The organism is Actinoplanes derwentensis (assembly GCF_900104725.1).
Classification (GTDB): domain Bacteria; phylum Actinomycetota; class Actinomycetes; order Mycobacteriales; family Micromonosporaceae; genus Actinoplanes; species Actinoplanes derwentensis.
In genome coordinates this window covers 2,516,920-2,543,660 of record NZ_LT629758.1, presented here as the reverse complement: position 1 = coordinate 2,543,660, position 26,741 = coordinate 2,516,920, and the positions used below count along the sequence as shown (strand labels likewise).

Genomic DNA, 26,741 nt, shown 5'->3' with positions numbered 1-26,741 from the left:
ACCGGCGGCGGGCACCGGCCGGGTCGGTGCCGCGGGTCAGGAACTGCGGGCACGCGTCGGCGAGATGACAGAACCGGACTCACTGATGTCGTACGTCGCCGAAGATCCGAAGTTCCGCGATGTTGATGTAGGTGGTGTTGGCGGCCCGCAGGTAGCGGAATCGGCCGTCGTGCAGGGACGGCAGGTTCTGCCACGCGAGGGTCTTGAACGCGGGCCCGGTGAGCGTGGTCCAGGTGCTCAGGTCGTTGGAGCCCTGCAACACCAGGCCGGGCAGCCGGATCATCCCGTTGTTGTCCTGCCGGGCGAGTAGGTCGGCCCGATCGAGGCGGAACGTCGAATCCGCCCCGAAGTCCCAGGTCAGCGACTTGTCGATGTCGCTGAAGGTGGCCGCCTTCCCGTCGAGCACGGCCGCGGCGTGTACTGCCTGGGCCGGGTCCACGACGGCGGCCCGCAGGTCGATCAGATCGCTGTCGCCGGATCCGTAGAGGGCGGTGCCGTCGGTCGCACCGTGGATGGTCGCGGCCCGCTTCCGTGCGCTGGTGGTGTGGTTGATGGCCAGGTCGAGGCGGGTGCCGCCGGTGAGGGCGCCGAGTGTGCCGGTGGCGGTCCACGACCGGCCGTCCACGCTGGTCGCCGCGAGCGGTCGGCCGCCGATCGTGACGGTGACGCCGGTGATCGGGGTGGGACTGGCGAAGGCCACGGTGACCGGGTCGCCGGTGGTCACCCGGCCGGCCACGGCAGCCGGTGAGGTGATCGAGACGGCGGTGATCGTACCGGCGGCCTCGGACCTCATGCCGTTGATCTTGAGGCCGCTGAACGACCAGATGCCGGGATAGGCGGGGTCGGTGGGGACGCCCGGGTGGTCGACCTGGAACTTCAGGTAGCGGTACCGGTCGCGCCGGTGTTCGGCGACCACCTCGATCGTCTGCCACGCGTTGACGGCGGCGGTCTCGTGGGCGGTCAGCAGGTCCCAGGTGATGCCGTCGTTCGAGCCGTACACGTTGGTGCCCTGGAGCCGGTTGCCGAAGGTGAACCGGGCCTGCAGTGCGAAGGACGAGACGGTGACGCGATACCGGGTGCCGAAGTCGAGGACGAAGGAGGCGACACGCAGGTCCGGGGTGCCGGAGTCGTAGTCGGTGTCGGTCAGCTTCGTCAGCGTGGCGGCGTCGACACCGAGGGGCGTCACCACCGCGTCGAGGTAGTTCAGGCTGCCGTCCGGCCGGGTCGGGTTGAGGAGCCGGAGTGCCCGGACGGCCGTGAGCAGCGCGGGCAGGGCGGAATGGTCCTGGCGGGCGGCTCGGAGCGCGGCCCGGAACGGTTCGCTGGTAGCAGTGGTGTAGACCGCGCCACGGTCGGTGCCGTCGGCCACTGCCGCGTCGATGGTCCGGTGGCGGTTCTTCGAGACCACCAATTCGGTGGTACGGGCGGTCACGCTCTCGCCGTCGTCGGCGGCGATGGTCAGCCGGTGCCGTCCGGCATCCCGCTTGCCGGGCTTCCAGGTCAACCGGCCGGTTCCGGCGTCGAACGAGGCGCCCGCGGGCAGCCCGGTCACGGTGTGGACGGCGGTGCCGGTCGCGGCGAAATCGAGCACCGACGCGTCACCGGACGTCAGGTAGTACGCGTCGTCGACCCGGTCGAGTCGCGGTGGCGTCAGCGTGGTCTGGGCCTGCAACAGCACGTGCTCGAGGTCGACGGTGGTGCCGGCCGCGCCGGTCAGACGGTAGAAGGCGGCGTAGGTGCCCGCCTCCGGGTAGGTGACGTAACGCCACTGCCCGCCGGTGTCCGGGATGTCGACGGTGGCCAGGGTGGTGGCCGGCCACTCGTCCGGGTTGCGGGGGTCCGGGTCCTCTTTGTCGCGGACTGTCAAGGTCGCGGGGCCGTCGGACCGTACCAGCAAGCCGTTGTCGCCGTTGTTGTCGTGCATGACCCGGGTGACTACGCTGGTGGTGCCCTGCGGGGTGACGTGGGCGCGGGCGAAGCCGTCGACTATCTCGGTCCGGTCGTCGAGTTGCACACTGAACCGGTCGAAACCGAGCGTCGTGTCCGCCGGCCGGGCCGTCGGCGTCTTTCCGGCGACCGCGGACGGGAACGCGACCCAGTATTCGGGGTTCTTGTCGCCGGGGGCCCAGAAGTTCGTCACGGTCGTGCCGTAGTGGTAGTACGGCCCGTCCTGACGTGCGGAGAGCGCGGCCACCCACGGCGCCTCGGTCTCGACGTCGACGCCGCGTTCGTACTTGTACACCGAGTACAGCTCGTCGACCGCGTTGAAGATCCGGCCCCGGTACGCGGGAGCGACGGTGCCGTTCCAGTCCGCGCCGCGTTCGTCGGCCCAGGGAACCGCAGCGCCCAGCATGTACCCGAAGAAGGCGTTCGCCCCGGCGAGCAGACGTCGGCCCAGGAAGTCGTAGACGCTCACCGCGTTCGCCCCGGTGGAGACGGTTCCGGCGGCCGGGTCGATCCTGGTGCCCTGCACGTCGAGGATGCGGGCGAGACCGGTGAAGTTGTCGATGTTGCATTCGCCGTGGGCCTGGTCCCGGCCCATCTCCCGGACCTGCACGAAGTCGTAGCCGTACGGGTTGGCCGGGTCGTCGGCGGTGATCAGCGGGATCTGCGGGGCGATCGCGCCGTTGTCGTAGCCGTCATAGCCGGAGTTGACGGTGAGCCACTCGACGCCGGTGGCGTACCCGGCCTGGTCGTCGGCGTAGATGGCCGTCGCGATCCGGCCGAACAGCCCGAAGTTGTGCTGGTTCATCCAGCGGTTGCCGGCGAACAGGAACGTGTTCACCACCGGGTTCGCGAAGTTGGTCAGCAGCCGCTGGTCGTCGGTGGCGCTCCAGACGACGTCGTAGCCGTGGTAGGTGCCGGGTGTGCCGTCGTCCAGCGGTGCGGTGGCCCGGATGATCTCCGCGGCCATCAGGAACTGGTAGAGCGGATGCCCGGTGTGGATGTGCGCGTCCGCGAAGTAGGCGTACCTGGCGGGGTTCATGCCGGCCCACGTCCGCAGGGTCTGGACGGCGTTGCGCCGGTACACCTCGTCGCCGGTGACGGTCCACATCAGGGCCTGGGTGAGGGCGCCGAGCGAGTCGTTGGTCTCCCGGTTGCGGATGCCGACCGCGGTGAAGGTGGGGTCGAGCGGCACGTCGGGTTCGGCGGCCGACCGGGAGTTGGAGGCCCGGTAGCCGGCGGACGCGAAGGTGGTGGCGGCCATCGCGCTGAAGTAGGACGCCCACGGTTCCCGGCCCGCGCGTACCTGAGTCTGGGTGTTGCGCAGGTCGGCGGCCGACAGGCCGATGCCGGGGTGGACGAACCCGGCGTCGCTGACGGTCTCGGTGACGGTGACCGGGGCGGCGGCCCGGGCCGGTTGCTGGGGTGCGACCAGGACGGTGAGCCCGGTGGCGAGGGCGAGGGCGAGGGCGAGGACGGCTCTGGCGATCACGGTTTCTCCTTGATACGCAGCAGTACTGCGGAGTACGGGGCGAGCCGGATCCCGGTGTCCACCGAGATCCACGGCGGGAACAGCACTTCGCTGTCGCCGATGTCGAGGGGCGGCACGTCGTCACCGCCGTCGCGTCGCCAGACGGCCAGGTACAGGTCGTCGCCGTCGCGGGCGCCGACGGCGATCCACGGATCACGCCAGCCCGGCAGCCCCAGCGGCCAGACCGGCACCGACCGGGCCACCGCGGCCCGGATGCCGCGGTACACGGCCAGCCCGTCCCGGACGACCGCCCGCTGCTCCGCGGTCAGGGAGTCGACGCGCCCGGCCAGGTGCACCCGGCCGAGCATGGCGCTTACCAGGGAGAAGACCAGCTCGTCCCGGTTCATCGAACCGTCCAGCGACGCCCAGATCCCGGCCTGTTCCGCCGTGATCGCCAGCGGTGCGGCGGCGGCGATCGGCGGCATCGCCCGGAAGTCCTGCTGATCGGTCAGCGACTGGATCGGGAACACCGCACCACTGGCCGGGTCGGTGCGCGAACCCCCGGCGGCGCAGCCCTCCACGACCAGACCGGGATGCCGGTCCATGATCGCGGTGACCCAGTCCAGCAGGGCCCGCCCGTGCCCGAACAGGCCCGCGCCGGCCGGTTCGCCGGTGCCGCCGTCGGTACCGGGCCCGGTGTCGACGTTGTAGTCCAGTTTCAGGTAGCCGAGCCGGAACCGGGTGACGAGCCGGTCCACCACCGTGTCGAGATGGGCGCGGGCGGCCGGGTGCCGCAGATCGAGCTGGTAGCGGCCCCATTCGGCGACCCGGATCCCGCCGCGCTGGAAGAACGCCGCCGCGGGCAGATGTGCCGCGATCGGGCTGCGCACGCCGACGACCTCGGGTTCCAGCCACAGCCCGGGCGTCATGCCGGTGGCTCGGATGCGGTCCATCAGCGCGTCCAGGCCCCCGTCCGGGAACCGGGTGATCGACGGCTCCCACGCGCCGACCGAGTCCCACCAGCCGCCGCCCTCGTCGTCGTACCAGCCGGCGTCGATCACGAACGTCTCCACGCCCAGGTCGGCGGCCGCCTCGATCAGTGGCAGTTCCTTCTCGGTCGTCGGGTCGGACATCAGCGCGTTGAGGAAGTCGTTGTAGACGACCGGCAACGCCTGGTGGTCCGGGTGCGGCCGGCGGATCCGGCGGCGGTGCGCGGTCAGGGCGGCACTCACGGCGGCGAGCGCGGCTTGCGCTGGTCCGGGCACGACCACGAGATCCACGGCGGCGGTACGCAGGGAGCCGCCTCGTTCGATTCGGCCGGTCCACTGGTGTTCCAGCGCGGTGGGCCCGAACACGGCCAGGTAGACGTCGTCGTACCGGTCGCCCAGCTCGGCGTGCCACGTCGTGTTGGACTCGATCTGCCAGGCCAGCATCCGCCCGGACCGGGCATCCTCGACGATGCCCATGGCCAGGTGTTCCGAGGTCGACCAGGCGCCGGTGGAGGTGAGGCTGATCCGGTTCTTGGAGCCGACCTGCTGGTAACGGGTCATGCCGACGTCGTACAGTCCGCGGTCGGCGAGGGTGGTCCGCCGCCACCGGAACTCGCCGCTCCACGGGTTCGCCGCGGTCCAGAGCGCGACCTCGTCCTCCCAGCGTGCGCCGTGCCCGATGCCGGACACCACACCGGTGGTCACGTGTTCGACAGTTACCGGCTGGTCGCCGGTGAGCTCTGCCCAGGACCGCAGCACCGGGATGCCGTCGGCGACCTCGTAGTGCACTGTCGCGTGCAGTCCTTCGCCGGTCAGGTGCAGGCGCAGGCGGCTGATCCCGTTCCGGCGGTCCGCGCTGGTGTCGACCAGGCGCATCCGCTGGGCGGCGGCGCCGTCGACGTGGCGTTTGCCGGAGGTGCCCGAGCGTCCCTCCCCGGCGAGCGCGACCTCCAGGATCGGCAGCGCGGACCGGCGCAACCCGGCCGGATCGGGCCGCGGTTCGCCGGTGTGCCACAGGGCCACCAGCCGTGGGGCGGTGCCCGGGCCGTGCGCGATGACCAGGCGGAGCACATCGTTGCCCCAGGTCAGTTGCTGTTCGGCGGCCTCGGTGAGGCCGGGCAGGGTGACGGTCACGCGATCACTCCGGTGGCCGGGTCGATCGTCCACTCGTCCCGGTACCGCAGCCGGGCTTTGCCGCCACCGATGTCCAGCGGCAGCCAGACCGGTGCCGAGTGGAACAGATCGTCCTTGATCCAGCGGTCGCCGATGTAGACGTGGCTGGTCCGCAGGCTGCCGTGGACGGTGACGACGACGGAGGTCTGCGAGTCGTGGGTGGCGCTCGCCGGCGGTGCGAAGTCGGCCCAGTCGCTCCAGGGCCCGGCCGGGCCGGTGGCGGTGGCGTACTTGTTGTCGTTGGTGGACCAGCCGGTCAGGTCCGAGCCGAACAGGTAGTAGAGGCCGTCGTGTTCGACCAGGGCCGGGGACTCGTAGCCGTGGGTGCCGGCCGGGGTCAGCGTGGTCGCGACGATCGCCTCGGCGTGCAGCAGGTCGGGGGAGAGCCGGTAGATGTGCAGGCCGTGCGGCCGATCCTCGGACAGCAGGTAGGAGGCGCCGTCGGTGTCGGTGAACACGCCGATGTCGCGGCTCTCGTTGCCGAGTGGCCGTTCGCCGTGCAGGTAGCGGTAGGGCCCTTCGGGGCGGTCGGCGATCGCCCAGCCGACCCGGGCGTCGCGGTAGTCGGGGGAGTCGAGGTGCAGCAGCATCACGAACGTGCCGTCGGCGCGGGGCAGCACCTTGGGGCGCTCGACGATCCGGCCGGGTGCCAGGTCCGGTGTCGCGGGGTCGGGGGCGAGTGCGTGCCCGTGGCTGGTCCAGGTGGCCAGGTCGGGGGAGGAGTAGCAGGCCACCCCGCCGAAGGTGGAGCCGGCCGACTTGTCCTCACCCCAGGCCCAGAAGCGGCCGTCGAGGTGCTGGATGCCGGCGCCGTGCAGTTGGGCGATCCGGCCGTCCTGGTCGGTGAACAGCGATCCCGGGGCGATCTTCCCCGGTGGTGCGAGCGTGGACACGGGTCCTCCTGGAAATCGTCATCTATCAGTCAGGGCGAACTCGGTGAAGTCCGCTTCGAACCGGCGGCGGGCCAGGTCCTGTACGCAGACGCCGACCGTGGTGCCGGTGAACCGCAGCGGCGGCCCGATCTCGTCGGACAGCGCGTCGAGGTCGGCCGCCCAGCGCAGGTCCGCACCGGCACGGAACACCACACGGAGCCGGTCGACCTCGGCCGACAGCCGCAGCGGCCCTGGCTCGACCGGATGCCATCCGTGCTCGATGACCCCGGCGGGGGACTTGCTGATCAGCCCGGCCACCCGGCCCCGGCTCTCGTCGTGGGTGACGGCGAGGTAGTGGTAGCCGGTGGTGTTGTAGTAGACGACCAGGCCGGCCGTCTCGGTGAACCGTCGCGGGTCCGCGTCCACGGTCACCGCGGCGGTGCAGTGCAGACTCGTCAGCCGCCGGGTCAGCAGCGACTGGTGGAACAGCGAGTCCAGGCTCTCCTGGCCGCGCAGCCGCAGCCACCCGGGACGGCTGGTCAGGTCGGCCGCGACCGGCCCGCGCAGGCTGATCCATTCCGGTCCGGCGAAGGCCGGTTCCGGCCGCGGCCGGGTGTCGACGCCCGGCGTTCCGGGGTGCGGACGGTGGCCGCCTCCGGCCAGCCGCAGCCAGCCGTCGTCGTCCCAGACCACCCGTTGCAGGAACGTCTCACGCCCGAGTGGCGACCGCAGTCCGGTCTTCCCCATCTCGGGCCGGGCGCCGAGGTGAACGATGTGGTGTTCCCCGTCCGCAGTGGTGATCAGCTGCCCGTGACCGGCTTTGTGGATCGCGGCCCGCGGGTCGTCGCGCGAGGTGAGCAGCGGCCGGGGGTCGGTCTCGTACGGTCCGCGCAGGTTCCGCGAGCGGGCCAGCCGGATGCCGTGATGGAAGCCGGTCCCGCCCTCGGCCAGCATCAGATAGAACCAGCCGTCCCGCTCGAACAGGTGTGAGCCCTCCATCAGCTCGTCACTGGTGAAGATCAGCTCCGGCTCGCCGACGAGTTCACGGCGGTCGTGGTCGTACTCCTGCAGCAGGATTCCGCCGAACGAGAACCGGCCGGCCCGGTGATCCCAGTTGAGGTTGAGCAGGTAGCGGCGCCCGTCGGCGGCGTGGAACAGCGACGGGTCGAACCCGGAGGCGTTGAGAGGGATCGGATCACTCCACGGCCCGGCCGGATCCACTGCCGTGACCAGGTAGTTGTCGAGATCCTTGTAGGTGCCGCTCATGGTCCGTACGACCGTGAACACCAGCCAGTAGAGCCCGTCATGGTGGCTGATCGCGGGCGCCCAGACACCACCCGAGTCCGGCACGCCGCGCAGGTTCAGCTGCTCGGGCCGGTTCAGGGCCGCGCCGATCGGCTGCCAGGTGCGCAGGTCCGCCGAGGCGTGCAGGTTGATTCCCGGGAACCATTCGAAGGTGCTGGTGGCGACCAGGTAACGACCGTCGGCGCGGATGGCGGACGGGTCGGGGTGGAAGCCCGGGAGGATCGGGTCGATGATCACGCGGGAGAGCTCCTCATCCGCCGAATGCTGGTAACGGTCTCTACGCCTCGCCCGTTCCGTCGATGTACCGGGGCGGGCGAGGTTACTCCGAGCTGGGGCGTTCTACGCCGGTAACCTCGCGGCAACGAGCTATTGACGATGCTGAGCCGGAAGCCTACTTTCCGTAGAAAGCGATTTCTATAGCTCGCGACATCTTTTGGAGGCATCCGGATGGACGGCAGGAGCAGGCGGTGGCTGGCCGCCGCGCTGACGGTGGGCATGACCTTCCCGGTCGCCGCGTGTGGCGCGGAACAGGCGTCGTCGGGGCCGGTCGAGGTGGAGTACTGGGCGTGGGCGCCCAACATCGAGCCGGTGGTCGCGAAGTTCAACGAGACGCACACCGACCTGAAGATCAAGTTTGTGAAGCAGGCCGACAACCCGACCACGGCCACCGGCCTGCGGAACGCGGTCGCCGCCGGGCAGAACGTGCCCTGCATCGTGCAGAGTTTCGGCGAGGTGCCGTCCCTGCTGGCCGAGGGTCTGCTCGCCGATGTCACCGAGCACCTCACGCCGTACGTCGAGAAGAGGGTTTTCACCGACACCGCGGTCAAGGGCGTCACGATCGGCGGTAAGTACTTCGGCGTCCCCGCCGGAGCGGCGCCCAGCTTCCTGATGATCAACCGGGCGGTCTACGACCAGTACGGCATCGCCGTCCCCAAGACCTGGGACGACGTCATCGCCGCCGGTGTCGAGCTGAAACCGCACGGCGTCCAGGTGATGAACCTGGCCGGTGAGGACCCCAGCACCCTGATCAACCTGGTCCAGCAGGCCGGCGGCACCTGGTACTCGGTGCAGGACGACGCCTGGCGGATCGGCTTCACCTCGCCGGAGTCACGCAAGGCCGCCGCCGTCGTGCAGCAGCTCGTCGACAACGGCATCGTCGCCAACCAGACCTACACCGACCGGCCCGCCCTGATCTCCTACTTCGATCAGGGCAAGATGGTCTCGCTGCCCACCGCCACCTGGCAGCTGGCCAACTACGAGACCAACTTCAAGAAGTCCATCGGCGACTGGCAGCCCGTCGACCTGCCGCAGTACGCGGACGCCCCCACCTTCGTCACCCCCGCCCACGGCGCGGCCACCCTGATCCCCAAGGGCTGCAAGGATCTCGCCGCCGCCACCGAGGCCGCCGTCTGGCTCAACAGCAGCAAGGACGCGATCGACGCCTCCTACCTGCCGGAGACCGGCGCCCATGCCTGGCCCGGCGCGATCCCCGACCCGTCACCGTGGGTCGAGTCGGTGGTCCCGAAGAACCTCTTCGGCGACCGGCGCGCCGAGGCCGTCCCGGTCATCCTCAAGGCCACCAAGGCCGGTATCGACCCGTGGATCGTCGGCCCCAACTACACCGGCGTCTTCAAGGAACTGCAGGACCAGTGGGCCCTGGCGGTGACCAGGAAGATCACCTTCGCGCAGCTGCTCGACCACATGCAGACCTACACCACCGACGACCTCAAGACCAAGGGGATCAACGTCGCGAGCAGCTGACCGGCCGACAGGAGAGACGCGGATCCATGAACACCACTCTGGTACGGCCGGCGAGCTCGCCGGCCGTACCGTCCCCTACCGACAACCAGTCCGTCCGGGCCCGCCGCCGGACGGCGATGCGCGGCGCGTCCTTCACCGTGCCGTACTTCCTGGGCTTCGCGCTCTTCATCGTCGTCCCGGTGATCGTCGGCCTGAGCGAGAGCCTCTACACCAAGAAGTCGTCCGGGCTCGGCTTCGGCGGTCAGACCGTCACCTTCAGCGGCCTCGACAACTTCCGCCGCGGCCTGAGTGACGAGGCGTTCTGGGGCGGCCTGCTGCGGGTCACGCTCTTCGCGCTGATCGTCATCCCGGTCATCCAGATCCTCAGCCTGGCCGCCGCGCTGCTGATCGACGAGGTCGGCCGGCGCGCGGCCGGCCGCTTCCGGGTCGCCCTGCTGCTCCCGCACATGGTCCCGGCGATCGTGGCGATCCTGATCTGGATCTACCTCTACAGCCCGACGGCCGGCCCGCTGACGCCGTTCTTCGCCCTGTTCGGTGTGGACGCCGACTTCTACAGCGGCGGCCTGATCTGGGTGTCGATCGGCAACATCATGGCCTGGAGCAGCATCGGCTTCAACATCCTGGTCATCTACGGGGCCCTGCAGAACATCCCCCGGGAGATCTTCGACAGCGCCCGCGTCGACGGTGCCTCGACACTGCGGATCGCCTGGTCGATCAAGGTGCCGTTCGTGCGTACCTCGCTGGTCCTGACCTCGGTCCTGGCCATCATCGGCACCTTGCAGATCTTCAGTGACCCGATGTTGTTCCGGTCGATGACGCCGGAGACGGTCGGTCGCAACTTCACGCCGATCATGATGATCTACGACCAGGCGTTCGCGGTCGGTGACCTGAGCTACGCCTCCGCCCTGTCGATCATTCTGGCCGTCGTCGTCGGCATCGTCTCCGCGATCTTCTACAAGCTCACGAACAGGACACCGACATGATCGAGAACGCCGGCCGCCGGACGACGAAGGTCCTGGTGCTCACCGGTCTCACCCTGTTCACCCTCTACTCGCTGGCGCCGATGTGGTTCCTGCTGGTGTCGGCCACCAAGAGCCAGCACGACCTGTACAACACCAACGGCCTCTGGTTCGCCGACTTCCGGCTGTGGGACAACCTGACGATGCTGTTCACCTACCACGACGGGATCTTCCTGCGGTGGATGGGAAACAGCCTCTGGTACGGCCTGACCAGCACCGTCGGCATGACGCTCATCTGCGTCGCCTGTGGTTACGGCCTGGCCATGTACAAGTTCCCCGGCCGGGGTGTCCTGATGGGCTGCATCATCGGTTCGTTCCTGGTGCCCGGCGCCCTGCTGACCATCCCGTCGTTCCTGCTCTTCTCCGACCTCGGGCTGGTCGACACTCCGTGGGCGGTGATCCTGCCCGGTTTCTTCGCACCGCTGTCGGTCTACCTGGCCAAGGTCTACGCCGAAGGCGCCATCCCACCCGAACTGCTGGAAGCCGCCCGCATCGACGGCGCCGGCGAATACCGCATCTTCCTGCAGATCGGTGTCCGGCTGATGAGCACCGGTGCGGCCACCATCTTCCTGCTCGGTTTCATCAGCGCGTGGAACGCCTTCTACTTCCCGCTGGTGTTCCTGCGCGGGGAACAGAAGTGGACGGCGATGCTCGGGCTCTACTCCTGGCTCAACGTCAAGGTCGAGAACTCCCTCGACCTGACCAGCCTGGTCGAGGCCGGCGCGCTCGTCTCGCTGATCCCGATGGTGGCGCTGATGCTCTCCATGCAGCGTTACTGGCGTTCCGGCATCACTCTGGGCAGCCTCAAATAGGGCACCCGAGGTCCGGCCGCCTGCCCGGCGGCCGGACCTCGTCAGGCGCTGCGGGCCAGCTCGTGCTCGTGGACGCGGTGGGCGAGGGGACGGCCGGTCACGTACCGGCGCAGTTCGTCGAGGGCGCTCTGCCCGAGCCGGTGGATCTCGTTGCCGTGCGAACCGCTGACGTGCGGGGTGAGGAAGACACCCGGCAGGTCGAACAGCGGCGAGGTGGACGGCACCGGCTCGGGATCGGTGACGTCCAGGACGGCGCTGATCCGCCCGGCGCCGACCTCGACGGTCAGGGCGGCGGTGTCGACGATCTCACCACGGGCCGTGTTGATCAGGACCGCGCCGTCCGGGAGCAGGGCCAGCCGCCGGGCGTCGAGCAGGCCGTGGGTCTCCGGGATCGACGGCGCGTGCACGCTGACCACGGCACAGTCACGCAGCAGGTCGTCCAGCGGCAGCAGTGTGGCGCCCAGGTCGGCGGCCTCGGCCGCTGTCACGTACGGATCGGCGAGGTACACGTCCAGGTCGAAGGGGTGCAGCAGCTCCAGCACGCGCCGGCCGATGCGGGACGCGCCGATGATGCCGACCCGCTGGCCGAAGTTACCGACGCCGGGGACCATCGCGGCCGGGGTGAACACCCGGTCGTCGCGGTAACGCTCCCGCAGGGTGAAGACACCCTTGCCGGCGAAAAGGATGGCCGCCAGGGCGTACTCGGCGACCGGGATCGCGTTGGCGGCCGCCGCGGAGGACACCGTCAGGCCGCGATCCCAGCAGGCCTGGGTGACGTGGGCCTTGACGCTGCCCGCGGCGTGCAGGACGGCGCGCAGCCGGGGCGCGCCGGCGAGGGTGGCGGCGTCCAGCGGCGGGCAGCCCCAGCCGGTGATGAGCACTTCGGTCTCGGCCAGGGCCCGCCGGATCCGGGGTTCGTCGAAGCGTTCGGCGACCAGGTCGGGGTCGATCCGGGTGAGCCGGCCGATCTGCTCCAGCACGTCGGGTGTGAACACCTCGGTCATGTGCCGGGAGCGCATCGCGAAGAGTGCCACCGGGCGTTGCACCACGATCATTTTCCTCCACCTCAGCAGCGCTTACAGAAACCGTTATCTACTCTAGAAATCGACGTCGTGCCCGTCAACGTGCACTGTCCGCCTGTTTCCTTGACGGACATCGATGTTACGCCTACGTTACGTAGATAACGTTCTCTACGCCGTGTTCTCACTTGGAGAGTGACTCATGAATCACGGTCACCACCCCCGCCTCAGCCGCCGGGGCCTGCTGACGGCGGCCGGCCTCGGGCTCACCGGCGCCGTCAGCGCACCGGCGCTCCCCCCGGCCGCCGCGGCGCCCGCTACCTTCACCCACCCCGGCATGCTGCACAACGCCGGCGACCTCAACCGCGCCAAGGTGCGTGTCGCCGCCGGTCAGGACCCGTGGCTGTCCGGCTGGAACCGCCTGGCCGCCAACGCGCACTCCCAGTCGACCTGGGTCGCCAACCCACAGGCCACGATCATCCGCGGCGGCACCGGCCAGAACTACGGCATCCTCTACCACGACATCCACGCCGCGTACCAGAACGCTCTGCGCTGGCGCATCGCCGGCACCACCGCCCACGGTGACCGGGCCCGCGACATCCTCAACGCCTGGTCGGCCACGCTCACCACCATCACCGGCAACGCCGACCGGTTCCTCGCGGCCGGCATCTACGGCTGGCAGTTCGCCAACGCGGGCGAGCTGATGCGCGGCTACAGCGGCTTCGACCTGGCCCGCTTCCAGCGCATGATGCTGACGGTCTTCTACCCGGTCAACAACGACTTCCTGACCAACCACAACGACGCCTGCATCACCAACTACTGGGCCAACTGGGACCTGTGCACGATGGCCTCGATCATGGCGATCGGCATCCTCTGCGACGACGCCGCCAAATACGACCAGGCCGTGAACTACTTCAAGACCGGCGCCGGGAACGGCTCGATCACCCACGCGGTGCCGTACGTCTACGCGAGCCAGGGCCTGGCCCAGTGGCAGGAGTCCGGCCGCGACCAGGGCCACAGTGTGATGGGCATGGGCCAGATGGGCGCGATCTGCGAGATGGCCTGGAACCAGGGCGACGACCTGTACAGCTACGACAGCACCCGGTTCCAGCGAGCCGCCGAGTACGTCGCCCGCTACAACCTCGGCAACGACGTCCCGTACACCACCTACACCTGGGGAACCGGGCAGAACTGCGCCACCGCCAGCCAGACCGTCATCTCGGCCGCCAGTCGCGGGCAGTCCCGGCCGGTGTGGGACATGCTGTACTACCACTACTACGGGCGGTTGCGCCGATCCGTGCCGAACATCCAGGCCATCGCCGAACTCGGCCGTTCCGAAGGCGGCGGCGGCGACTACGGCCCGAACAGCGGCGGCTTCGACCAGCTCGGATTCGGCACCCTGTTGTACGCGAAGTAACCGCTCAGGGCGCTCTTGTACGCGAAGTTGCCGCTCAGGGCGCGATCGGGCGGACCGGGGTGTGGCCGGGCGGCGGTGCCGAATCGCGCACCACCACGTGTGTGCCGAGCATCAGGTGCTGCGGCCCGGCGTTCTCACCCCGGCTGAGAGCGAGCCGCACCGCCGCCCGGCCCAGTTCCTCCTGCGGGACGTGCACGGTGGTGAGCGCCGGGAAGAGATCGGCGGCCAGCGGTATGTCGTCGTACCCGACGACCGCGACATCCCCGGGCACCTGCTTTCCGGCCTCCCGCAATGCCTGCAGGGCGCCGGCGGCCACCACGTCGGTGGCGGCCACGACCGCGGTGAACCGCGCGCCGGAGTCCAGCAGCCGGCGGGTGGCCCGGTGCCCGAACACGCGGCTGTGGTCGCCGGGCACGATCAGCCCCGGATCGGGGTCGACGCCCATCGCCCGGTGCGCCTTGTGGAATCCGGCCACCCGCTGACTGCTGGTCACCAGGCCGGGCACCTGCCCGAGAAACGCGATCCGACGGTGCCCGGCGGCCAGCAGGTGGCCGGTCACCGCGTACGCCCCGCCCTCGTTGTCGTATTCGACGACGGTGGCCGGGGCGGTCGGATCGGACAGTGGCGGACGGCCGACCAGCACCAGACGGGACCCGGACCGGGCGAGAGCGTGCGCGTAGTGGATCAGGCGCTGCTCGTGGGCCTCGTTCTCCCGGGCGCCGCCGACCAGGATCACGGCGTCGGCGGCCTGCTGGCGCATCAGATCGATGAACCGGACGATCTGATCCCAGTCCCCGTCGGTGTTGCACACGATGCACAACCGGCCCTCGTCCTTGGCCTGGTGCATGACCCCGCGGGCGATGTAGGCGTAGAACGCGCCGGTGATGTCGTCGGCCAGGAACGCGACGTTCTTCGCCGAGGAACCGGACAGCGCCCGGGCCTGCGCGTTGACGACATAGTCCAGCTCCCGCATGGCCCGGAGCACACGCGTGCGGGTGGCGGCGGCGACCGGATAGTTCTCCAGCAGGACACGTGACACCGTGGCGGGGGAGACACCGGCTCGTGCCGCGACGTCCTTGACGGTGGTTCTGCCGGCATCGGCCGGCGCTGACTTCCTTGCCACGGGCGATGCTCCTCCGGCCACGCTGGGTCTCGGCCACGCTGGGTGAGCACAGGATAGTCGATGGCCGGGAGAACGCGTTTTCTGCGCCCTTCACCTGGCGATACGGTGCCCGCCTTTGATCGGATTCAGTCGGCTCGTTCCCAGAGCGGGAGCCGGAACGTCGCGTAGGTGAACTTGCCGGTGATCCGGCCGTCGGCGTCGAAGTGGAAGACGTCCAGGCCGTGCCACTGCATCCGGCCGCCGTAGCGGAGCCGGGCGAACAGCCGCACCAGGGGCGTCGCGCGCCGGCCGGCCGCACCGGTCATGTCCAGCCGGCACGCCCAGCGGATGGTGGCGCGGCGCCGTGACTCGTCGATCACCTGGTCGTACACGTCGAAGGTCATCGCGCCGTAGCGGCCGGCGAACTGTGGCGCGAACTCCGCCCGGATCGCCGTGAGCCCGTGCAGTTCGGGGCCGTGTCCGGGCAGGTAGCGGGCGTCCTCGGCGAAGAAGGACATGACCCGGTCGAGGTCGGGCGCGGGTTCATTGAAGGCGGCCACGAAGGCGTCGATCGTGTGGCCGAGGTCGGTGCTGCTGCTGGGGGTCATGAGCCTGCCATTCAGGGCCGAAGGGTCGTACTGTCGTGGAGCACGTTATAAGAACGTCGTGCTCTTAACAAGAGAACGACGTTCTCTTAATGGCGGGACTAAGGTGAGGTCTGACATGGAAGCGTCGTTTCAGCGGGCCAGGCGCCCGGAGCAGAAGAACCAGCGGCGCGAGAACATCCTCGCCACCGCCGCCGTCCTCGCCGAGGAATCCGGTGTGGCCCGGATCAGCCTCGGCGACATCGCCGCGGCGGTCGGGCTCGCCAAATCCAACGTGCTGCGATATTTCGGGACGCGCGAGGAGATCTACCTGCAGTTGACGATGCGGGAGGGCGCGGACTGGGCGCACGCCGCAGGTGCGGCACTACGGCAGGCGAGCGGCTACGCCGGGGTGGCGACCGCGCTCGCCGACGCGTACGCCGACCGGCCGTTGTACTGCGACCTCACCACTCACGCCGAGACGATGCTGGAACACAACGTCTCGATGGCGGCCCTGCGGACCTACAAGACGTGGGCCATCGACACGTACTTCACCGTGGGCCGGTTGATCGCCGCCGCCTGCCCGGAACTGACCGTGGCCGACGGGGCTTCGCTGGTGATGGCCGGCAGCGCGTTCGTGGCGAAACTGTTCCCGGTGACCCGCCCGCCGGCGGCGCTGCGCGAGCTGTACGAGCGCGAGCCGGAGATCGCCGGTGTCTTCCCGCCGTTCCGGCCGACACTGCAGCGCATGATCGCCGCCACCGCGGCCGGGTTGCCGACGACACACTGACGATGGATAAACTCCGCCCATCGTCGTCCATGGATGCTGGGGAGGCGGGGTGTTCGCCGAGAACGTTCGCGATGTCGCCGTGAACGCGGCGGTGCTGGGGTTCTTCGCCTCCGGCTGGTTCGGGTGGGCGCAGGAGGCCCCGCCCCGCCACTGGCGGCGGTTCCTGCTGGCCGGGTCGGTGGCCGCCGTGCTCACTGTCGTCGCTGGAGTGCTGCTGGCCTGGCGGCACTGGACCGGCGGCACCGTCTTCGACGAGGACACCAGCCGCACGTTCGGCATCGTCGTCGGCATCGAGTTCGGTGTGGCGGCGCTCGGCGCGGTCCTGCTGGCCGTCCTGCGCCGTCGTGACTGGACCCCGGCGTGGATCGCGTTCGTGGTCGGGGTGCACCTGTTCCCGGTCGCGGTGATCATCGAGTTCCCGGCCATCCACGTCGCCGGAGCTCTGATCACCCTGGTCGCGCTGGCGGGGATTCCGGTCGCCAGGTCCCGGGGCCTCAACCCAAGCGCCGTCGTCGGTGCGGGAACCGGAACAGTTCTGCTCGCCGGAGCCGTCGTCTCCGCGGCGGTGGCGGCGCTCAGCTGACCACCTGCCCCAGCGCAGGCGCTCCCTGTCCCATCAGGCTCTGACCTGGCAGGCTCTCTGACCTAGCAGGCGCTCGCTGTCCCAGCAGGCGCTCTGTCGGGCCGCGAGTAGCGAACGGGTTTAGACCCCGGTGCCCGGTGCGGCCTCCGGTTGGTGGGTGGTCGCCGCCCAACTGGCCAGCAGGCGCAGCGCGTCGGAGGCGGGCGTGCCCGGTCCGGCGCTGTAGGCGGTCAAGGTGAGACCTGGGTCGGCGGGCATCGGCATGGCCTCGAAACCCAGATCGATGCGGCCGACGACCGGATGCTGGAACCGTTTGACGCCGGTGTGGTGCAGACGCACGTCGTGGGCGCCCCATCGGACGCGGAAGTCGTCGCTGCGGGTGACGAGTTCACCGACCAGGTCGGTCAGCGCCCTGTCGTACGGGTCCCGCCCGGCTTCGGTGCGCAGCAACGCCACGGTGGTGTCCGCGGCATCGTCCCAGCCGGGATGGAATTCCCCTGCACGCGGGTCGAGAAAGCAGAACCGGGCCAGGTTCGCCGGGCGGGCCGCGGTGTCGAAAGCGAGCGAAAACAGCGCCTCGCCGAGACGGTTGGCGGCGAGGATGTCGAGGCGCCCGTTGCGGACGAACGCGGGGGCCTCGGTCATCGCGTCGAGCAGGTGCCGGGTGCCGGGACGGACCTGCTGCCTCTGCTTCGCGGCGCGGCGATGGGCGCGCGGGCCGGTGTTGGCGGTACGGGCCAGGTCGAACAGGTGGGAGCGTTCCGCCTCGTCGAGACGCAAGGCGCGGCACACGGCGTCCAGGACGTGGTCGGAGACCCCGGACAGGTTGCCGCGTTCCAGCCGGATGTAGTAGTCGGGGCTGACACCGGCCAGCATCGCCACCTCGGCACGCCGCAGCCCGGCGACCCGGCGGCTGCCGCCGAAATCGGGCAGGCCGGCCTGGTCAGGGGTGATCCTGGCCCGTCGGCTGGCCAGGAATTCGCGGATGTCGTCCCGGTTGTCCACGACACCCACGGTAGGGCCCGGGTGGATCCGGAAACAGGCCCTGTCATTACCTGCCTCAGCAGGGCCTCCCACCGGCCCGGGTCGCCTGCTTTCCTGGAAGACGTGATCCCACCCCCGGAGGAGATACGCCATGGCTGACGAGAAGAACCGTCGGGCGCGCAGAACACCGAGACCGAACTCAAGGACGCGATCACCCATCTGGCCTGCTACGCCGGCTGGCCCAAGGCGATGGGCGCGATGAGCGTCGCCGAACAGGTTCCCGGCACCGACTGATCTTTCCGGAGATCGAGCTTTCAGGAGATCGAGATGGAACTCAAGCACGTCAGCGCCACCGTCAAGACGCCGCCTACCGCGTTCACCGGTGCCGTCTACATGACCCCGATCCACCAGGGCACCGGACCGTCCCGGCTGACCGTCGCCCTGGTGCGATTCACGCCGGGCGCCCGCACCAACTGGCACTCGCACGCGCTCGGGCAGACGCTGCACGTGACCGAGGGTGTCGGCCTGGTCGGCATCCGCGACGGCAGCGTGCTCCGGATCCGGGCCGGGGACACCGTGCTCTGCCCGCCCGGCGAGGACCACTGGCACGGCGCCGCCGAGGACACCTTCATGAGCCACCTGGCGATGCTGGAGGCCGAGCCGGACGGCGGCGATCCGACCACCTGGCTCGAACCGGTGACCGACGACCTGTACAAGAGCGCCAACCAGATCGGTGGCGTGATCCGTGACTGAGGTCGTCATCGTCATCGGTCCCGGTCAGATCGGCCAGGCCATCGCCCGCGGGTCCGGGAGCTGACCGGCGGCGACGGCACCCACACCGTCCTGGAATGTGTCGGCCACGCACCCGCGTACGAGCAGGTCCTGGGTGTGGTCCGGGCCGGCGATGTGATCAGCCGCTTCGGCGTGCCGCAGTACAACGACGGCGACATCGGCTGGAACCTGTTCGGCCGCAACCTCACCCTGACCGGCGGGCCCGCCCCGGTTCGCAACCACATCGACGAACTGATGCCGGACGTCCTCGACGGCACGGTCGAACCCGGCAAGGTCCTCGACGGCACCGTCAGCCTCGAGGAGACCCCGGCCGGCTTCCAGGCCGTGGACGAGCGCACCGCCCTCAAGGTCCTCGTCCGACCCTGACCCGGTGCGAGACAGTCCCTTAGGGTCGACGGATGGCGGTGATCGACCTCGGTGACCTGAGCGAACCGGATCGTCCCGGTCCGCCCGTCCACCAGCGGCGTGGTTTCGCGGTGGCAGTCGCCGCCGCGGCCTGTCTCGGGACGCTGCATTCGGTGCCCACCGGCGAGCCGGCCGTGCGCACGCTGTGGACGGCACCGGTCACGCGGACGTTGTTCGCGCAGGCCGACCGGGACACGGTGTGGACGTTGCGGGCGGTGGACGGCGGCGGCGAACTGACCGCGTACGACCTGGCCACCGGGAGTGTTCGCTGGACCCGGCCGACGGAGCCTGCGGCTGTCGCGGCCGAATCGTTCTCGGTGCTGCCCGCCGCGGGGCTCCTGCTGGTGCACGACACGGTTCTGGACGCCGCCACCGGCGCGCGGTTGTGGCAGCCGGCCGGCAGCGTCGAGGCCCACACCGCGGGCACGGTGTTGCTGCGCGAGCGTAGGCCCAACGGGTTACGGCTGGTGAATGCCCGTGACGGCACGACGATCTGGCAACGGCGGATGGACCGGGCCGGGGCGGTGGGGGTGCGGTCGGGGATCATCGCCGTGGACACCGGTGAACTCACCCTGCTGCGCTACGACGACGGCACCCCGCTGCTCAGCCGTAGCCTGCTCCGCCAGGGCGAGGAGGAGCCCTACTTCTCCTTCGCCGGCGACAACGTGCTGGTGGAGGCTCGTTCCGGCAACACGTTCACCGTCACCGCCTACCGGCTGGACACCCTCGCCGAGAGCTGGCGGGCCGAGATGGACGGTGGCGGTCTCGTGCAGGACTGCGGCCCGGTTGTCTGCCTGTCCGGCCGGAGAGGGATCTCCGGGATCGATCCCGGAACCGGGGTACGGCGGTGGGCGCTTCCCGCCGGCCACGGCATCTGGTCGGCCCTCGGGAACCGCATCGTGACGTCCCGCGACCCGCGGACCTCCGACGAGGGCCGGCAACCACTGGTGTCGGTCATCGACGCCCGGACCGGACAGCGACTCGGCGACGAGGTGCCCGGTCAGCCCGCGACCTCCACGGCCGGCGCCGGGCGGCTGCTGGTCCTGCGACCCCGGCCCGACGACCCGTTGGGACAGATCAGCGTCCACCACCTCGACCTGGACACCGGCCGGAGGGTCCTGATCGGCGAGGTCGACTACCAACTGCTCAACTCGTCGTACGAACTGGTCGGACGTCACCTGCTCCGCCTACTCGACGGCCGCCTCCACATCATGACCGCCGGCTGAGCATTCATCTCCTCGGGGCGCGTCACAGCGGGCGCTCGGCGTTTCTGATCTGGACGGTTCGGCTTTCGCGGTAGCGCCTTTCCTGTCGTCGGCTGTTCAGGGTCACGAATCGCAGATGCCTCCCGTACTCGGCGACGAGATCGTTGATCCGCGGCCGTATCCTCCGCCGGTAGCCGAGCACGAACCTGATGAAGTCCCAGGTGATGCGGTCGTGGACGCCGTCGGCGTGCTGGCTGCCTCGATATCTCCAGCGGCGCTGCGCGATGCCACACAGTCAGGTCCGAGCCGTTGATCGGTGTCGGCACGGCTCCGCCGGATCGGCAGGGCGGCGGCCTGGTCACCCTCGATGATCCATCGATGCGCTCGACTCTACCGGCAACTCGTTGCTGGGGATTTCGCCGCAGCAGGAGCATCCGGGTGCGGTCGAGGCTGCTGTGGGCAGGGCGCAGCAGGCGTCGCCGCGCCAGGCCTCGCGGCCCTCCTTGATCGCGACGGCGGCGATTACCAGGGCGGCGATCGGGTCGGCCCAGGACCAGCCGAACAGGCTGTTCACCGCGAGACCGACGAGCAGGACCGCGGAGAGGTACGTGCACAGCAGCGTCTGTTTCGAGTCGGCGACCGCCGAGCGGGACCTGAGTTCTCGGCCGGCTCTGCGCTGGGCGTACGACAGGCCGGGCATCAGCGCCAGCGACACCGCCGCCAGGACCAGGCCGATCGTCGAGTGTTCGGCCTCGGAGCCGCTCAGCAGGGCCCGCACCGACTCGAAGCCGACATAGGCGGCCAGGGCGAAGAACGAGACCGCGATGATCCGTAGGGCCGTCTTCTCGCGGCGTTCCGGGTCGGTGCCGGAGAACTGCCAGGCGACCGCGGCCGCCGAGGACACCTCGATGATCGAGTCGAGCCCGAATCCGATCAGCGCGGTCGAGGAGGCGATCGTGCCGGCGGTGATCGCGATGACCGCCTCGATCACGTTGTAGGTGATGGTCGCCGCGACCAGTAGCCGAACCCGGCGGGTGAGCACGGCCCGCCGCTGAGGTCTGGGCCCGGGTGCGGTGATCCGGATCAGCGGGCCGGTCATCAGCAGCAGCCCTTGTCGGCTGAGTCCGCGCAGACGGTGGGGTCGACGGCGAGGACCAGGCCGAGCAGATCACCCAAGGCGTGTGCCAGACGTGGATCGGCCAGTTCGTAGCGGACCCGGCGGGCCCTCCGGTACCGCGACCACCAAGCCGCACCCGCGGAGGCAGGTCAGGTGGTTCGACAGCTTCTGCCGTGTGCAGCCCAGCAGATCGGCGAGTTCGGCCGGATAACCGGGCCCGTCGCGCAGGGCGAGCAGCAGCCGTGCCCGAGTCGGGTCCGACAGGGCATGACCGAAACGGGCCAGCACCGAGCCGTGCGTCAGTATCTCCACATCAAAACAGTACAGCGAAATCTGTACTGTTTTGATGTGGGTCCACGGGGACTACCGCCCTCAGTGGCATGAGTGGACCGTCCGGCTGCTGAAGGGTACGACCCGGGGTCCCTTAACCTGTCGTGATGACGGGTCACCGGCTGGCCGCGGCCGTCCGAGAGAATGCCGAGTGGGTCGATACCGTCTGCCGTGCCCACGGCTTGCCGACGACGTTCACGGCTGACCGCTGGCATGCCGCCCGGCGTTCTCCGCCGTTCTACCCTGATGCCGAGACTCTGCGGCCCGGTGTGTCCTCCGCGGACGTGCTGGACGGCATCGACATCGGGCCGGGCTGCTCGGTGAAGGACAGCTTCGCCGACCTCGACCTGGCGCCTCGTGGCTTCGAAGCGTTGTTCGACGCGACCTGGATCTGGCGCCCGCCTGATCCCGTGCTCATACCGGTGACGTGGCTGGTGGTCAGTTCTTCGATCGTCGAAGACCCGACGGTGACCGTCTTCGGTGGACCCGATGGCTCGGTTGTCGCGCACCTCAGCGGCGACGTCGTCGGCTTGTCGAACCTGCAAGGCCCGAGGGCCTCGGCCGTGGCCGCCATCGCCGGCGCGTTTCCGGGCCGGGCGATAGTCGGCTACGAACAGGATCTCCGAGATGCGGTGCGGCTGGGCTTCGAACCGCTCGGCCCGCTCCGCGTCTGGCAACGGCCCATGAGGTGAGCCGTCGGCGACCCCTGAGCCTCGCAGGCTCGCCGGTGCCCTGCTGCCGGCCAATCCTTGGCCTGATCGAGGTGCTCGGATGGCTACGCGAGGCTTCCGCGGGACGAGGTTCGCGAGAGGGAACCCCGACAGCCGTTTGTCGGGTCAGGCCTCACGGACGATCTGGCGCACCCTCTCCCGGCTGTAATCGGTAGCCGTCACAAAGTCGGCCTGGCGTACACCCTGCCTGGTCAGCGTCTCGAATCGCGTTGGCAAGCTCATTGCGTGCCTGACCGACCCGGTCACGGGCGCCCGAAACAATCTTGACAGCTCGTTCCTGCGTTCGGATGACACCAGCATCGGCCGATTTCCGCCCGGTCCCGGCGACGGCTGTTTTCGCTGGCCTTGAGGGCTGTGGTTCGCATGGGGATTCAGCCGACCGGTGGAACCTTCGGTGGCGAGGTGTTTGTCGGCGATCCAAAAGGTGCGGGGCAACTAGTCTCGACACTATAGTCGTTGGCATGTCGAGAGAGCAGTTCAGTTTCATGGGGGCCCACGAGATCCGCATTCGGCTCGGTGGGGTCAGTCGTCAGCGCGCCTACATGATCACTAATAGGGCGGACTTTCCCCAGCCGGTTGCTGACCTGTCTCAGGGCAAGGTCTGGCTCGTCGGTGACGTCGAGACCTGGATGGGTGTTCATCGCCGCCATCAGAGCGCCAACAGCGAGGCTTGAGAAAGGCCGCCGTTGGGTGACGGGGCTGCTGGAAGACGACTTCGGATCGGCGTCGGTGCGTCCTGCCAGGATGGTCACGACGAGTGCCCCGAACTGGTCTGCGCCCGATGCGGTGCAGCCGAGGTGGTGGCCCTCGTCGTCGTGCACCTCTGGAGCCCCGGAAAGAGCAGGGCAGCCCCCGCCCAGCGTTCCATGGCCAAAACCAAAAGATCAAGTTCCAGCGCAGGTACGCCCTACCGCCGCAATGTCCGCATCACTCCCTTCCGGCCTCGCGCCGGCCGTCCACGCACGCCCTGCCGCACCCTGTCCTGCCCATAACCCACGCTCGAACCAAACCCGCCTGAGCTGCGGCTAGCCGTAGCTCAGGCACCTCAAAGCACCCGTATTACCTGTCTGAGAGGGCGGTCACGGACTGTTTAGGTTGATCTATGCGTTGGGTCCGTTTGGAGATCGTTCTGCGGGTACGCGGTAGATAGTGATCACTCGATGGCGTGATAGATGAACATCGGTCACGTCAGGCCGGTCGGCTGCACGGTTGGGCTGGTCATGAACGTGCGTAAGCCGTACCCCAGTGACGTCACCGATGAACAGTGGGCGCTGATCGGCCCGTTCCTGGACGCCTGGAGAGCCAAACGGGTCTCGGTCGCGGGACGCGTGGGCGACCAGGATCTCCGAGAGATCGTGAACGCGATCCTGTATCAGAACCGGACCGGCTGCCAGTGGGCGTACCTGCCGCACGATCTGCCCCAGAAGCCGGTGACCTACTACTACTTCGGGTTGTGGCGTGATGACGGCACCGATGCCGCGATTCATGACCTGCTGCGCTGTCAGGCCCGCGAGAAGGCCGGCCGTGCCGAGGACCCGACCGCGGTCATCCTGGACACCCAGTCGATCCGGGCCGCGAACCACGTCCCCGCCGCGACCACCGGCAAAGACGCCGGCAAGAAGGTTCCCGGCCGCAAACGCGGCCTGGCCGTGGACGCTCTCGGCCTGATCATCGCGGTGATCGTGACCGCCGCGTCCGTGACCGACAACGCGATCGGGATCCGGCTGCTGGACAAGGTCGCCGAACACACGCCGACGGTGACCCGTGCCTTCGTCGACGCCGGGTTCAAACAGGACTTCGCCCTGCACGGTGCCGTGCTGGGCATCGACGTGGAGGTCGTGAAACGCTCCGATGTCCGGCCCGGGTTCGTGCCGGTGAAGAAGCGATGGCTGGTCGAGCAGGTCAACGGCACCCTGATGCTGCACCGGCGGCTGACCCGCGAATACGAGAGCCGGCCCGAATCGAGCGTGTCACGCACGCTCTGGGCCTCCACGGCCAACATCGTGCGTCGGCTGACGAACGCCGTCACGCCGACCTGGCGGTGAATCCGCCGTGTACCTGACCGCGATCCTCGACCTGATCGCCGAGCGAGAGACCACCGCTGGTCACGCCGCCGACCAGCTCCGCGAGCAGATCACCGCACTCACCGCCGAACTCGCCCGCCTTGACAGCGAGCTGGCCGATCTGGCGACTACCCGCACGACCCTGCGCGACCTTGCCGCCGAGCAGTTCACCGACGACGACCCGACGATCGCCAGCGCCCCTTACCAACAGATTCTCGCCGCTCTCGCGGCGAACCCGGCCGGGATGCGCGCCAAGGACGTCTGCCTCGCCGTCGGCGTCGACCCCGCGCCGAAACACGTCGAAGGCGCGCGGGCACGACTCAAACGCATGGTCAGCCGCGGAATCCTGATCGAGAACGAACCCGGAATATTCACTCTCATCCCGAAACGGACCTAATCTTTCTTACCGCCCTCTGAGCTACAGCCGAGCCACCCGAGCCGTAGCTCAGACACCTCAAAGCACCCGCATGACCTGCCTGAGCTACGGCTAGCCGGACGAGCCGGACGCTACTGCGAACCGGACGAACCGGACGAACCGTGCGTCAGGCAGGTAATGGCAGCCCTGGAATCTGTCGCGTGAAGTGTTGCGTCCGCCGGGCTGGTGTTCGGGTGCCGAGTGACAGGAGTGGCTGACCGTGCGGACCGGACGTGGGATCGGGTCGCAGAACGTTTCGTCCATGTTGACTCCGGCCTGGGTCCGAGAGCCGGCGGCCATTGTGGAAGCGGCGCTGCGGCCGCCGGTGGAGTGGCAGGCCAGGCCGGTGCGGCTGTGGTCGATCAGGTCGGCGTGCCGCCGGGGCGGGGCTCTTTTGCAGACTCAGGCAAAAGTTGGTGCGGATTCATATGAAGCTATGGACACCTCCATCGATGGCTTCTACTGTGTGTCGCACGTAACAAACCTGTGACACTGTGTCGAGGAGGCTGTGCGTGCGTACGTCGGTTGATCCGCCCTACCTGCGGCTTCTGCAGATGTTGCGGGATGAGGGGCCCATCTCTCGGGCCGAGCTCGCGGACCGTCTCGAGTTGACCCGGCCCCGGCTTCTCGCCGAGGTCGAACGGCTCGTCGGTGCCGAGTACGTCGCTGAGGCCGGGATGGCCGCTTCTCGCGGCGGGCGGCGGTCCACTCTCGTGCAACTGCATCCGCGCCTGCATTTCGCCGCCGTCGACCTGGGCGCCAGCTCCATCGACGTCGAGGTCACCAACGGCCGCCTGGAACCGGTCGCGGCCTACACCGAGGCGGCCGACATCCGTTCCGGGCCGAAGAACATCCTGCACCGGGTCAACGAACTGCTGGCCAAGGCTCGTATCGACGGCGCGTACGAACGGCTCGACGGCATCGGTGTCGGCGTGCCGGGACCGGTCAGTTTCCGGGACGGCGTCCCGGTCTCCCCGCCGATCATGCCGGGCTGGGACCGATTTCCGGTACGCGAGCTGATGACCCGGGAGCACGGCTGCCCGACCGTGGTCGACAACGACGTGAACATCATGGCGATCGGTGAACGGCACGGGGGAGTGGCGCACAGCGTCGACGACTTCCTGTTCATCAAGATCGGTACCGGGATCGGCTGCGGCATCCACCTCAACGGTGACGTCTACCGCGGCACCGACGGATGTGCCGGGGACATCGGCCACATCCAGGTCGACCCGCAGGGCCCGGTCTGCTCGTGCGGCAACACCGGCTGCCTGGAATCCCTGTTCAGCGGGGTCAGCCTGGCCCGCGACGCGACGGCCGCCGCCCGCTCCGGCGCATCACCCGCGCTGGCCGAACGGCTCGCCGCGCACGGCCCGCTCACCGCCCGCGACGTCGCCGACGGTGCCGCCGAGGGTGACGTCGCCTGTATCCAGCTCATTCGTGAGGGCGGGCACCGCATCGGGTCGGTGCTCGCCTCACTGGTCAGTTTCTCCAACCCCTCGATGATCGTGATCGGGGGAGGGCTCGCCCAGCTGGGGCATCTGCTGCTGGCCGAGATCCGCAGTGCGGTCTACCGCCGCTCACTTCCGCTGGCCACCGGCAACCTGCCGGTCGTGCTCTCCGAACTCGGCTCCCGCGCCGGAGTCACCGGAGCCGCCGTGCTGGCCAGCCACGTCGCGTTCGAGCAGGCGTCATGACAGCCGCGCCGAAACCGGAAGAGACCGCCGCAGCGAAAGGCGAGCCGGAAGAGACCGCCGCAGCGAAAGGCGAGCCGGATGGGACCGCCGCAGCGAAAGGCGAGCCGGATGGGACCGGCTCGGCAAAAGGCAGGCTGAACGAAGACGCTGCCGTGAAAAAGCAG

The 26,741-nt window shown here is 69.2% G+C and carries 23 protein-coding genes and 2 pseudogenes; 15 read left to right on the top strand and 10 right to left on the bottom strand.

The window, feature by feature from the left end:
- Positions 1-79: 79 nt before the first annotated feature.
- Genes BLU81_RS11770 through BLU81_RS11755 form a run of 4 tightly spaced genes read right to left on the bottom strand, consistent with a single transcriptional unit; the run spans position 80 to position 7,991 of the window.
- On the bottom strand, positions 80-3,436 hold the full coding sequence (locus BLU81_RS11770) for a putative Ig domain-containing protein (RefSeq protein ID WP_092544250.1): 3,357 nt from the start codon (positions 3,434-3,436) through the stop codon (positions 80-82).
- Positions 3,433-5,538, bottom strand: coding sequence for a glycoside hydrolase family 36 protein (locus BLU81_RS11765; RefSeq protein ID WP_197686199.1), 2,106 nt, complete (start codon positions 5,536-5,538; stop codon positions 3,433-3,435). Before BLU81_RS11765 ends, BLU81_RS11770 begins: the two co-directional genes overlap by 4 nt.
- Positions 5,535-6,470: a family 43 glycosylhydrolase gene (locus BLU81_RS11760; protein WP_197686198.1), complete on the bottom strand. Its 936-nt coding sequence runs from the start codon at positions 6,468-6,470 to the stop codon at positions 5,535-5,537. The genes BLU81_RS11765 and BLU81_RS11760 overlap by 4 nt, the downstream gene beginning before the upstream one ends.
- 18 nt (positions 6,471-6,488) lie before the next feature.
- A complete protein-coding gene (locus BLU81_RS11755) occupies positions 6,489-7,991 on the bottom strand; it encodes a glycoside hydrolase family 43 protein (RefSeq protein ID WP_092544248.1) in 1,503 nt (500 codons plus the stop codon).
- Between the two features lie 210 nt (positions 7,992-8,201).
- Here BLU81_RS11755 and BLU81_RS11750 point away from each other — a divergent pair, with 210 nt between their 5' ends.
- The 3 genes from BLU81_RS11750 to BLU81_RS11740 are packed head-to-tail and all read left to right on the top strand — an operon-like array spanning position 8,202 to position 11,346.
- Complete coding sequence (locus BLU81_RS11750) at positions 8,202-9,515, top strand: ABC transporter substrate-binding protein (RefSeq protein ID WP_092544246.1); 1,314 nt, start codon at positions 8,202-8,204, stop codon at positions 9,513-9,515.
- Positions 9,516-9,541: 26 nt separating this feature from the next.
- A complete protein-coding gene (locus BLU81_RS11745) occupies positions 9,542-10,498 on the top strand; it encodes a carbohydrate ABC transporter permease (protein WP_197686197.1) in 957 nt (318 codons plus the stop codon).
- The gene (locus BLU81_RS11740) at positions 10,495-11,346 is read left to right on the top strand and encodes a carbohydrate ABC transporter permease (protein ID WP_092544244.1); all 852 of its coding nucleotides are present in this window, start codon (positions 10,495-10,497) and stop codon (positions 11,344-11,346) included. Before BLU81_RS11745 ends, BLU81_RS11740 begins: the two co-directional genes overlap by 4 nt.
- Positions 11,347-11,387: 41 nt before the next feature.
- Here BLU81_RS11740 and BLU81_RS11735 read toward each other — a convergent pair whose 3' ends face one another.
- Positions 11,388-12,401: a hydroxyacid dehydrogenase gene (locus tag BLU81_RS11735; RefSeq protein WP_197686196.1), complete on the bottom strand. Its 1,014-nt coding sequence runs from the start codon at positions 12,399-12,401 to the stop codon at positions 11,388-11,390.
- A 166-nt stretch (positions 12,402-12,567) separates the two neighbouring features.
- Between BLU81_RS11735 and BLU81_RS11730 the strand changes: the two genes are divergently transcribed.
- Positions 12,568-13,782, top strand: a complete 1,215-nt coding sequence (locus BLU81_RS11730; RefSeq protein ID WP_092544242.1) for an alginate lyase family protein — start codon at positions 12,568-12,570, stop codon at positions 13,780-13,782.
- 34 nt (positions 13,783-13,816) lie between these two features.
- Here BLU81_RS11730 and BLU81_RS11725 read toward each other — a convergent pair whose 3' ends face one another.
- Positions 13,817-14,905, bottom strand: a complete 1,089-nt coding sequence (locus tag BLU81_RS11725) for a LacI family DNA-binding transcriptional regulator (protein WP_092544240.1) — start codon at positions 14,903-14,905, stop codon at positions 13,817-13,819.
- A gap of 125 nt (positions 14,906-15,030) precedes the next feature.
- Positions 15,031-15,492: a YybH family protein gene (locus BLU81_RS11720; protein ID WP_092544238.1), complete on the bottom strand. Its 462-nt coding sequence runs from the start codon at positions 15,490-15,492 to the stop codon at positions 15,031-15,033.
- Positions 15,493-15,607: 115 nt separating this feature from the next.
- Here BLU81_RS11720 and BLU81_RS11715 point away from each other — a divergent pair, with 115 nt between their 5' ends.
- Together BLU81_RS11715 and BLU81_RS11710 are read left to right on the top strand one after the other, a co-directional pair.
- Complete coding sequence (locus BLU81_RS11715) at positions 15,608-16,258, top strand: TetR/AcrR family transcriptional regulator (RefSeq protein WP_092544236.1); 651 nt, start codon at positions 15,608-15,610, stop codon at positions 16,256-16,258.
- 49 nt (positions 16,259-16,307) lie between these two features.
- Positions 16,308-16,841, top strand: a complete 534-nt coding sequence (locus BLU81_RS11710) for a hypothetical protein (RefSeq protein WP_092544234.1) — start codon at positions 16,308-16,310, stop codon at positions 16,839-16,841.
- Between the two features lie 120 nt (positions 16,842-16,961).
- On the opposite strand, the gene BLU81_RS11705 is transcribed toward BLU81_RS11710, so the two are convergent.
- Complete coding sequence (locus BLU81_RS11705; RefSeq protein ID WP_092556942.1) at positions 16,962-17,846, bottom strand: helix-turn-helix transcriptional regulator; 885 nt, start codon at positions 17,844-17,846, stop codon at positions 16,962-16,964.
- Between the two features lie 171 nt (positions 17,847-18,017).
- Here BLU81_RS11705 and BLU81_RS51785 point away from each other — a divergent pair.
- The 4 genes and pseudogenes from BLU81_RS51785 to BLU81_RS11690 all read left to right on the top strand — a co-directional run.
- A pseudogene (locus BLU81_RS51785) lies at positions 18,018-18,119 on the top strand (hypothetical protein); the annotation flags it as partial.
- 33 nt (positions 18,120-18,152) lie between these two features.
- Positions 18,153-18,578, top strand: a complete 426-nt coding sequence (locus tag BLU81_RS11700; RefSeq protein WP_092544232.1) for a (R)-mandelonitrile lyase — start codon at positions 18,153-18,155, stop codon at positions 18,576-18,578.
- Positions 18,579-18,713: 135 nt separating this feature from the next.
- Positions 18,714-18,983: an MDR/zinc-dependent alcohol dehydrogenase-like family protein gene (locus tag BLU81_RS11695; protein ID WP_197686195.1), complete on the top strand. Its 270-nt coding sequence runs from the start codon at positions 18,714-18,716 to the stop codon at positions 18,981-18,983.
- 32 nt (positions 18,984-19,015) lie between these two features.
- Positions 19,016-20,248, top strand: a complete 1,233-nt coding sequence (locus tag BLU81_RS11690; RefSeq protein WP_092544230.1) for an outer membrane protein assembly factor BamB family protein — start codon at positions 19,016-19,018, stop codon at positions 20,246-20,248.
- 337 nt (positions 20,249-20,585) lie between these two features.
- Here the strand turns inward: BLU81_RS11690 and BLU81_RS11685 are convergent, their stop codons facing one another.
- Complete coding sequence (locus BLU81_RS11685) at positions 20,586-21,326, bottom strand: cation transporter (RefSeq protein WP_092544228.1); 741 nt, start codon at positions 21,324-21,326, stop codon at positions 20,586-20,588.
- Positions 21,326-21,656 (bottom strand): annotated as a pseudogene (locus BLU81_RS11680) (ArsR/SmtB family transcription factor). The gene BLU81_RS11685 and the pseudogene BLU81_RS11680 overlap by 1 nt, the downstream one beginning before the upstream one ends.
- Before the next feature lie 125 nt (positions 21,657-21,781).
- Here BLU81_RS11680 and BLU81_RS11675 point away from each other — a divergent pair.
- The 5 genes from BLU81_RS11675 to BLU81_RS11650 all read left to right on the top strand — a co-directional run bounded on the left by BLU81_RS11675 (position 21,782) and on the right by BLU81_RS11650 (position 26,577).
- A complete protein-coding gene (locus BLU81_RS11675) occupies positions 21,782-22,366 on the top strand; it encodes a hypothetical protein (protein WP_092544226.1) in 585 nt (194 codons plus the stop codon).
- Positions 22,367-22,866: 500 nt separating this feature from the next.
- Complete coding sequence (locus BLU81_RS11670; protein WP_231954424.1) at positions 22,867-23,079, top strand: DNA-binding protein; 213 nt, start codon at positions 22,867-22,869, stop codon at positions 23,077-23,079.
- A gap of 546 nt (positions 23,080-23,625) precedes the next feature.
- The gene (locus tag BLU81_RS11660; RefSeq protein WP_092556768.1) at positions 23,626-24,450 is read left to right on the top strand and encodes an IS5 family transposase; all 825 of its coding nucleotides are present in this window, start codon (positions 23,626-23,628) and stop codon (positions 24,448-24,450) included.
- A gap of 7 nt (positions 24,451-24,457) precedes the next feature.
- Entirely contained in the window at positions 24,458-24,865 is a 408-nt protein-coding gene (locus tag BLU81_RS11655; RefSeq protein ID WP_092543021.1) for a hypothetical protein, read from the top strand.
- Positions 24,866-25,437: 572 nt separating this feature from the next.
- Positions 25,438-26,577 carry an ROK family transcriptional regulator gene (locus BLU81_RS11650; RefSeq protein WP_172890793.1) on the top strand — a complete coding sequence of 380 codons (1,140 nt, stop codon included), beginning with the start codon at positions 25,438-25,440 and terminating at the stop codon, positions 26,575-26,577.
- The last annotated feature ends 164 nt before the right edge of the window (positions 26,578-26,741 follow it).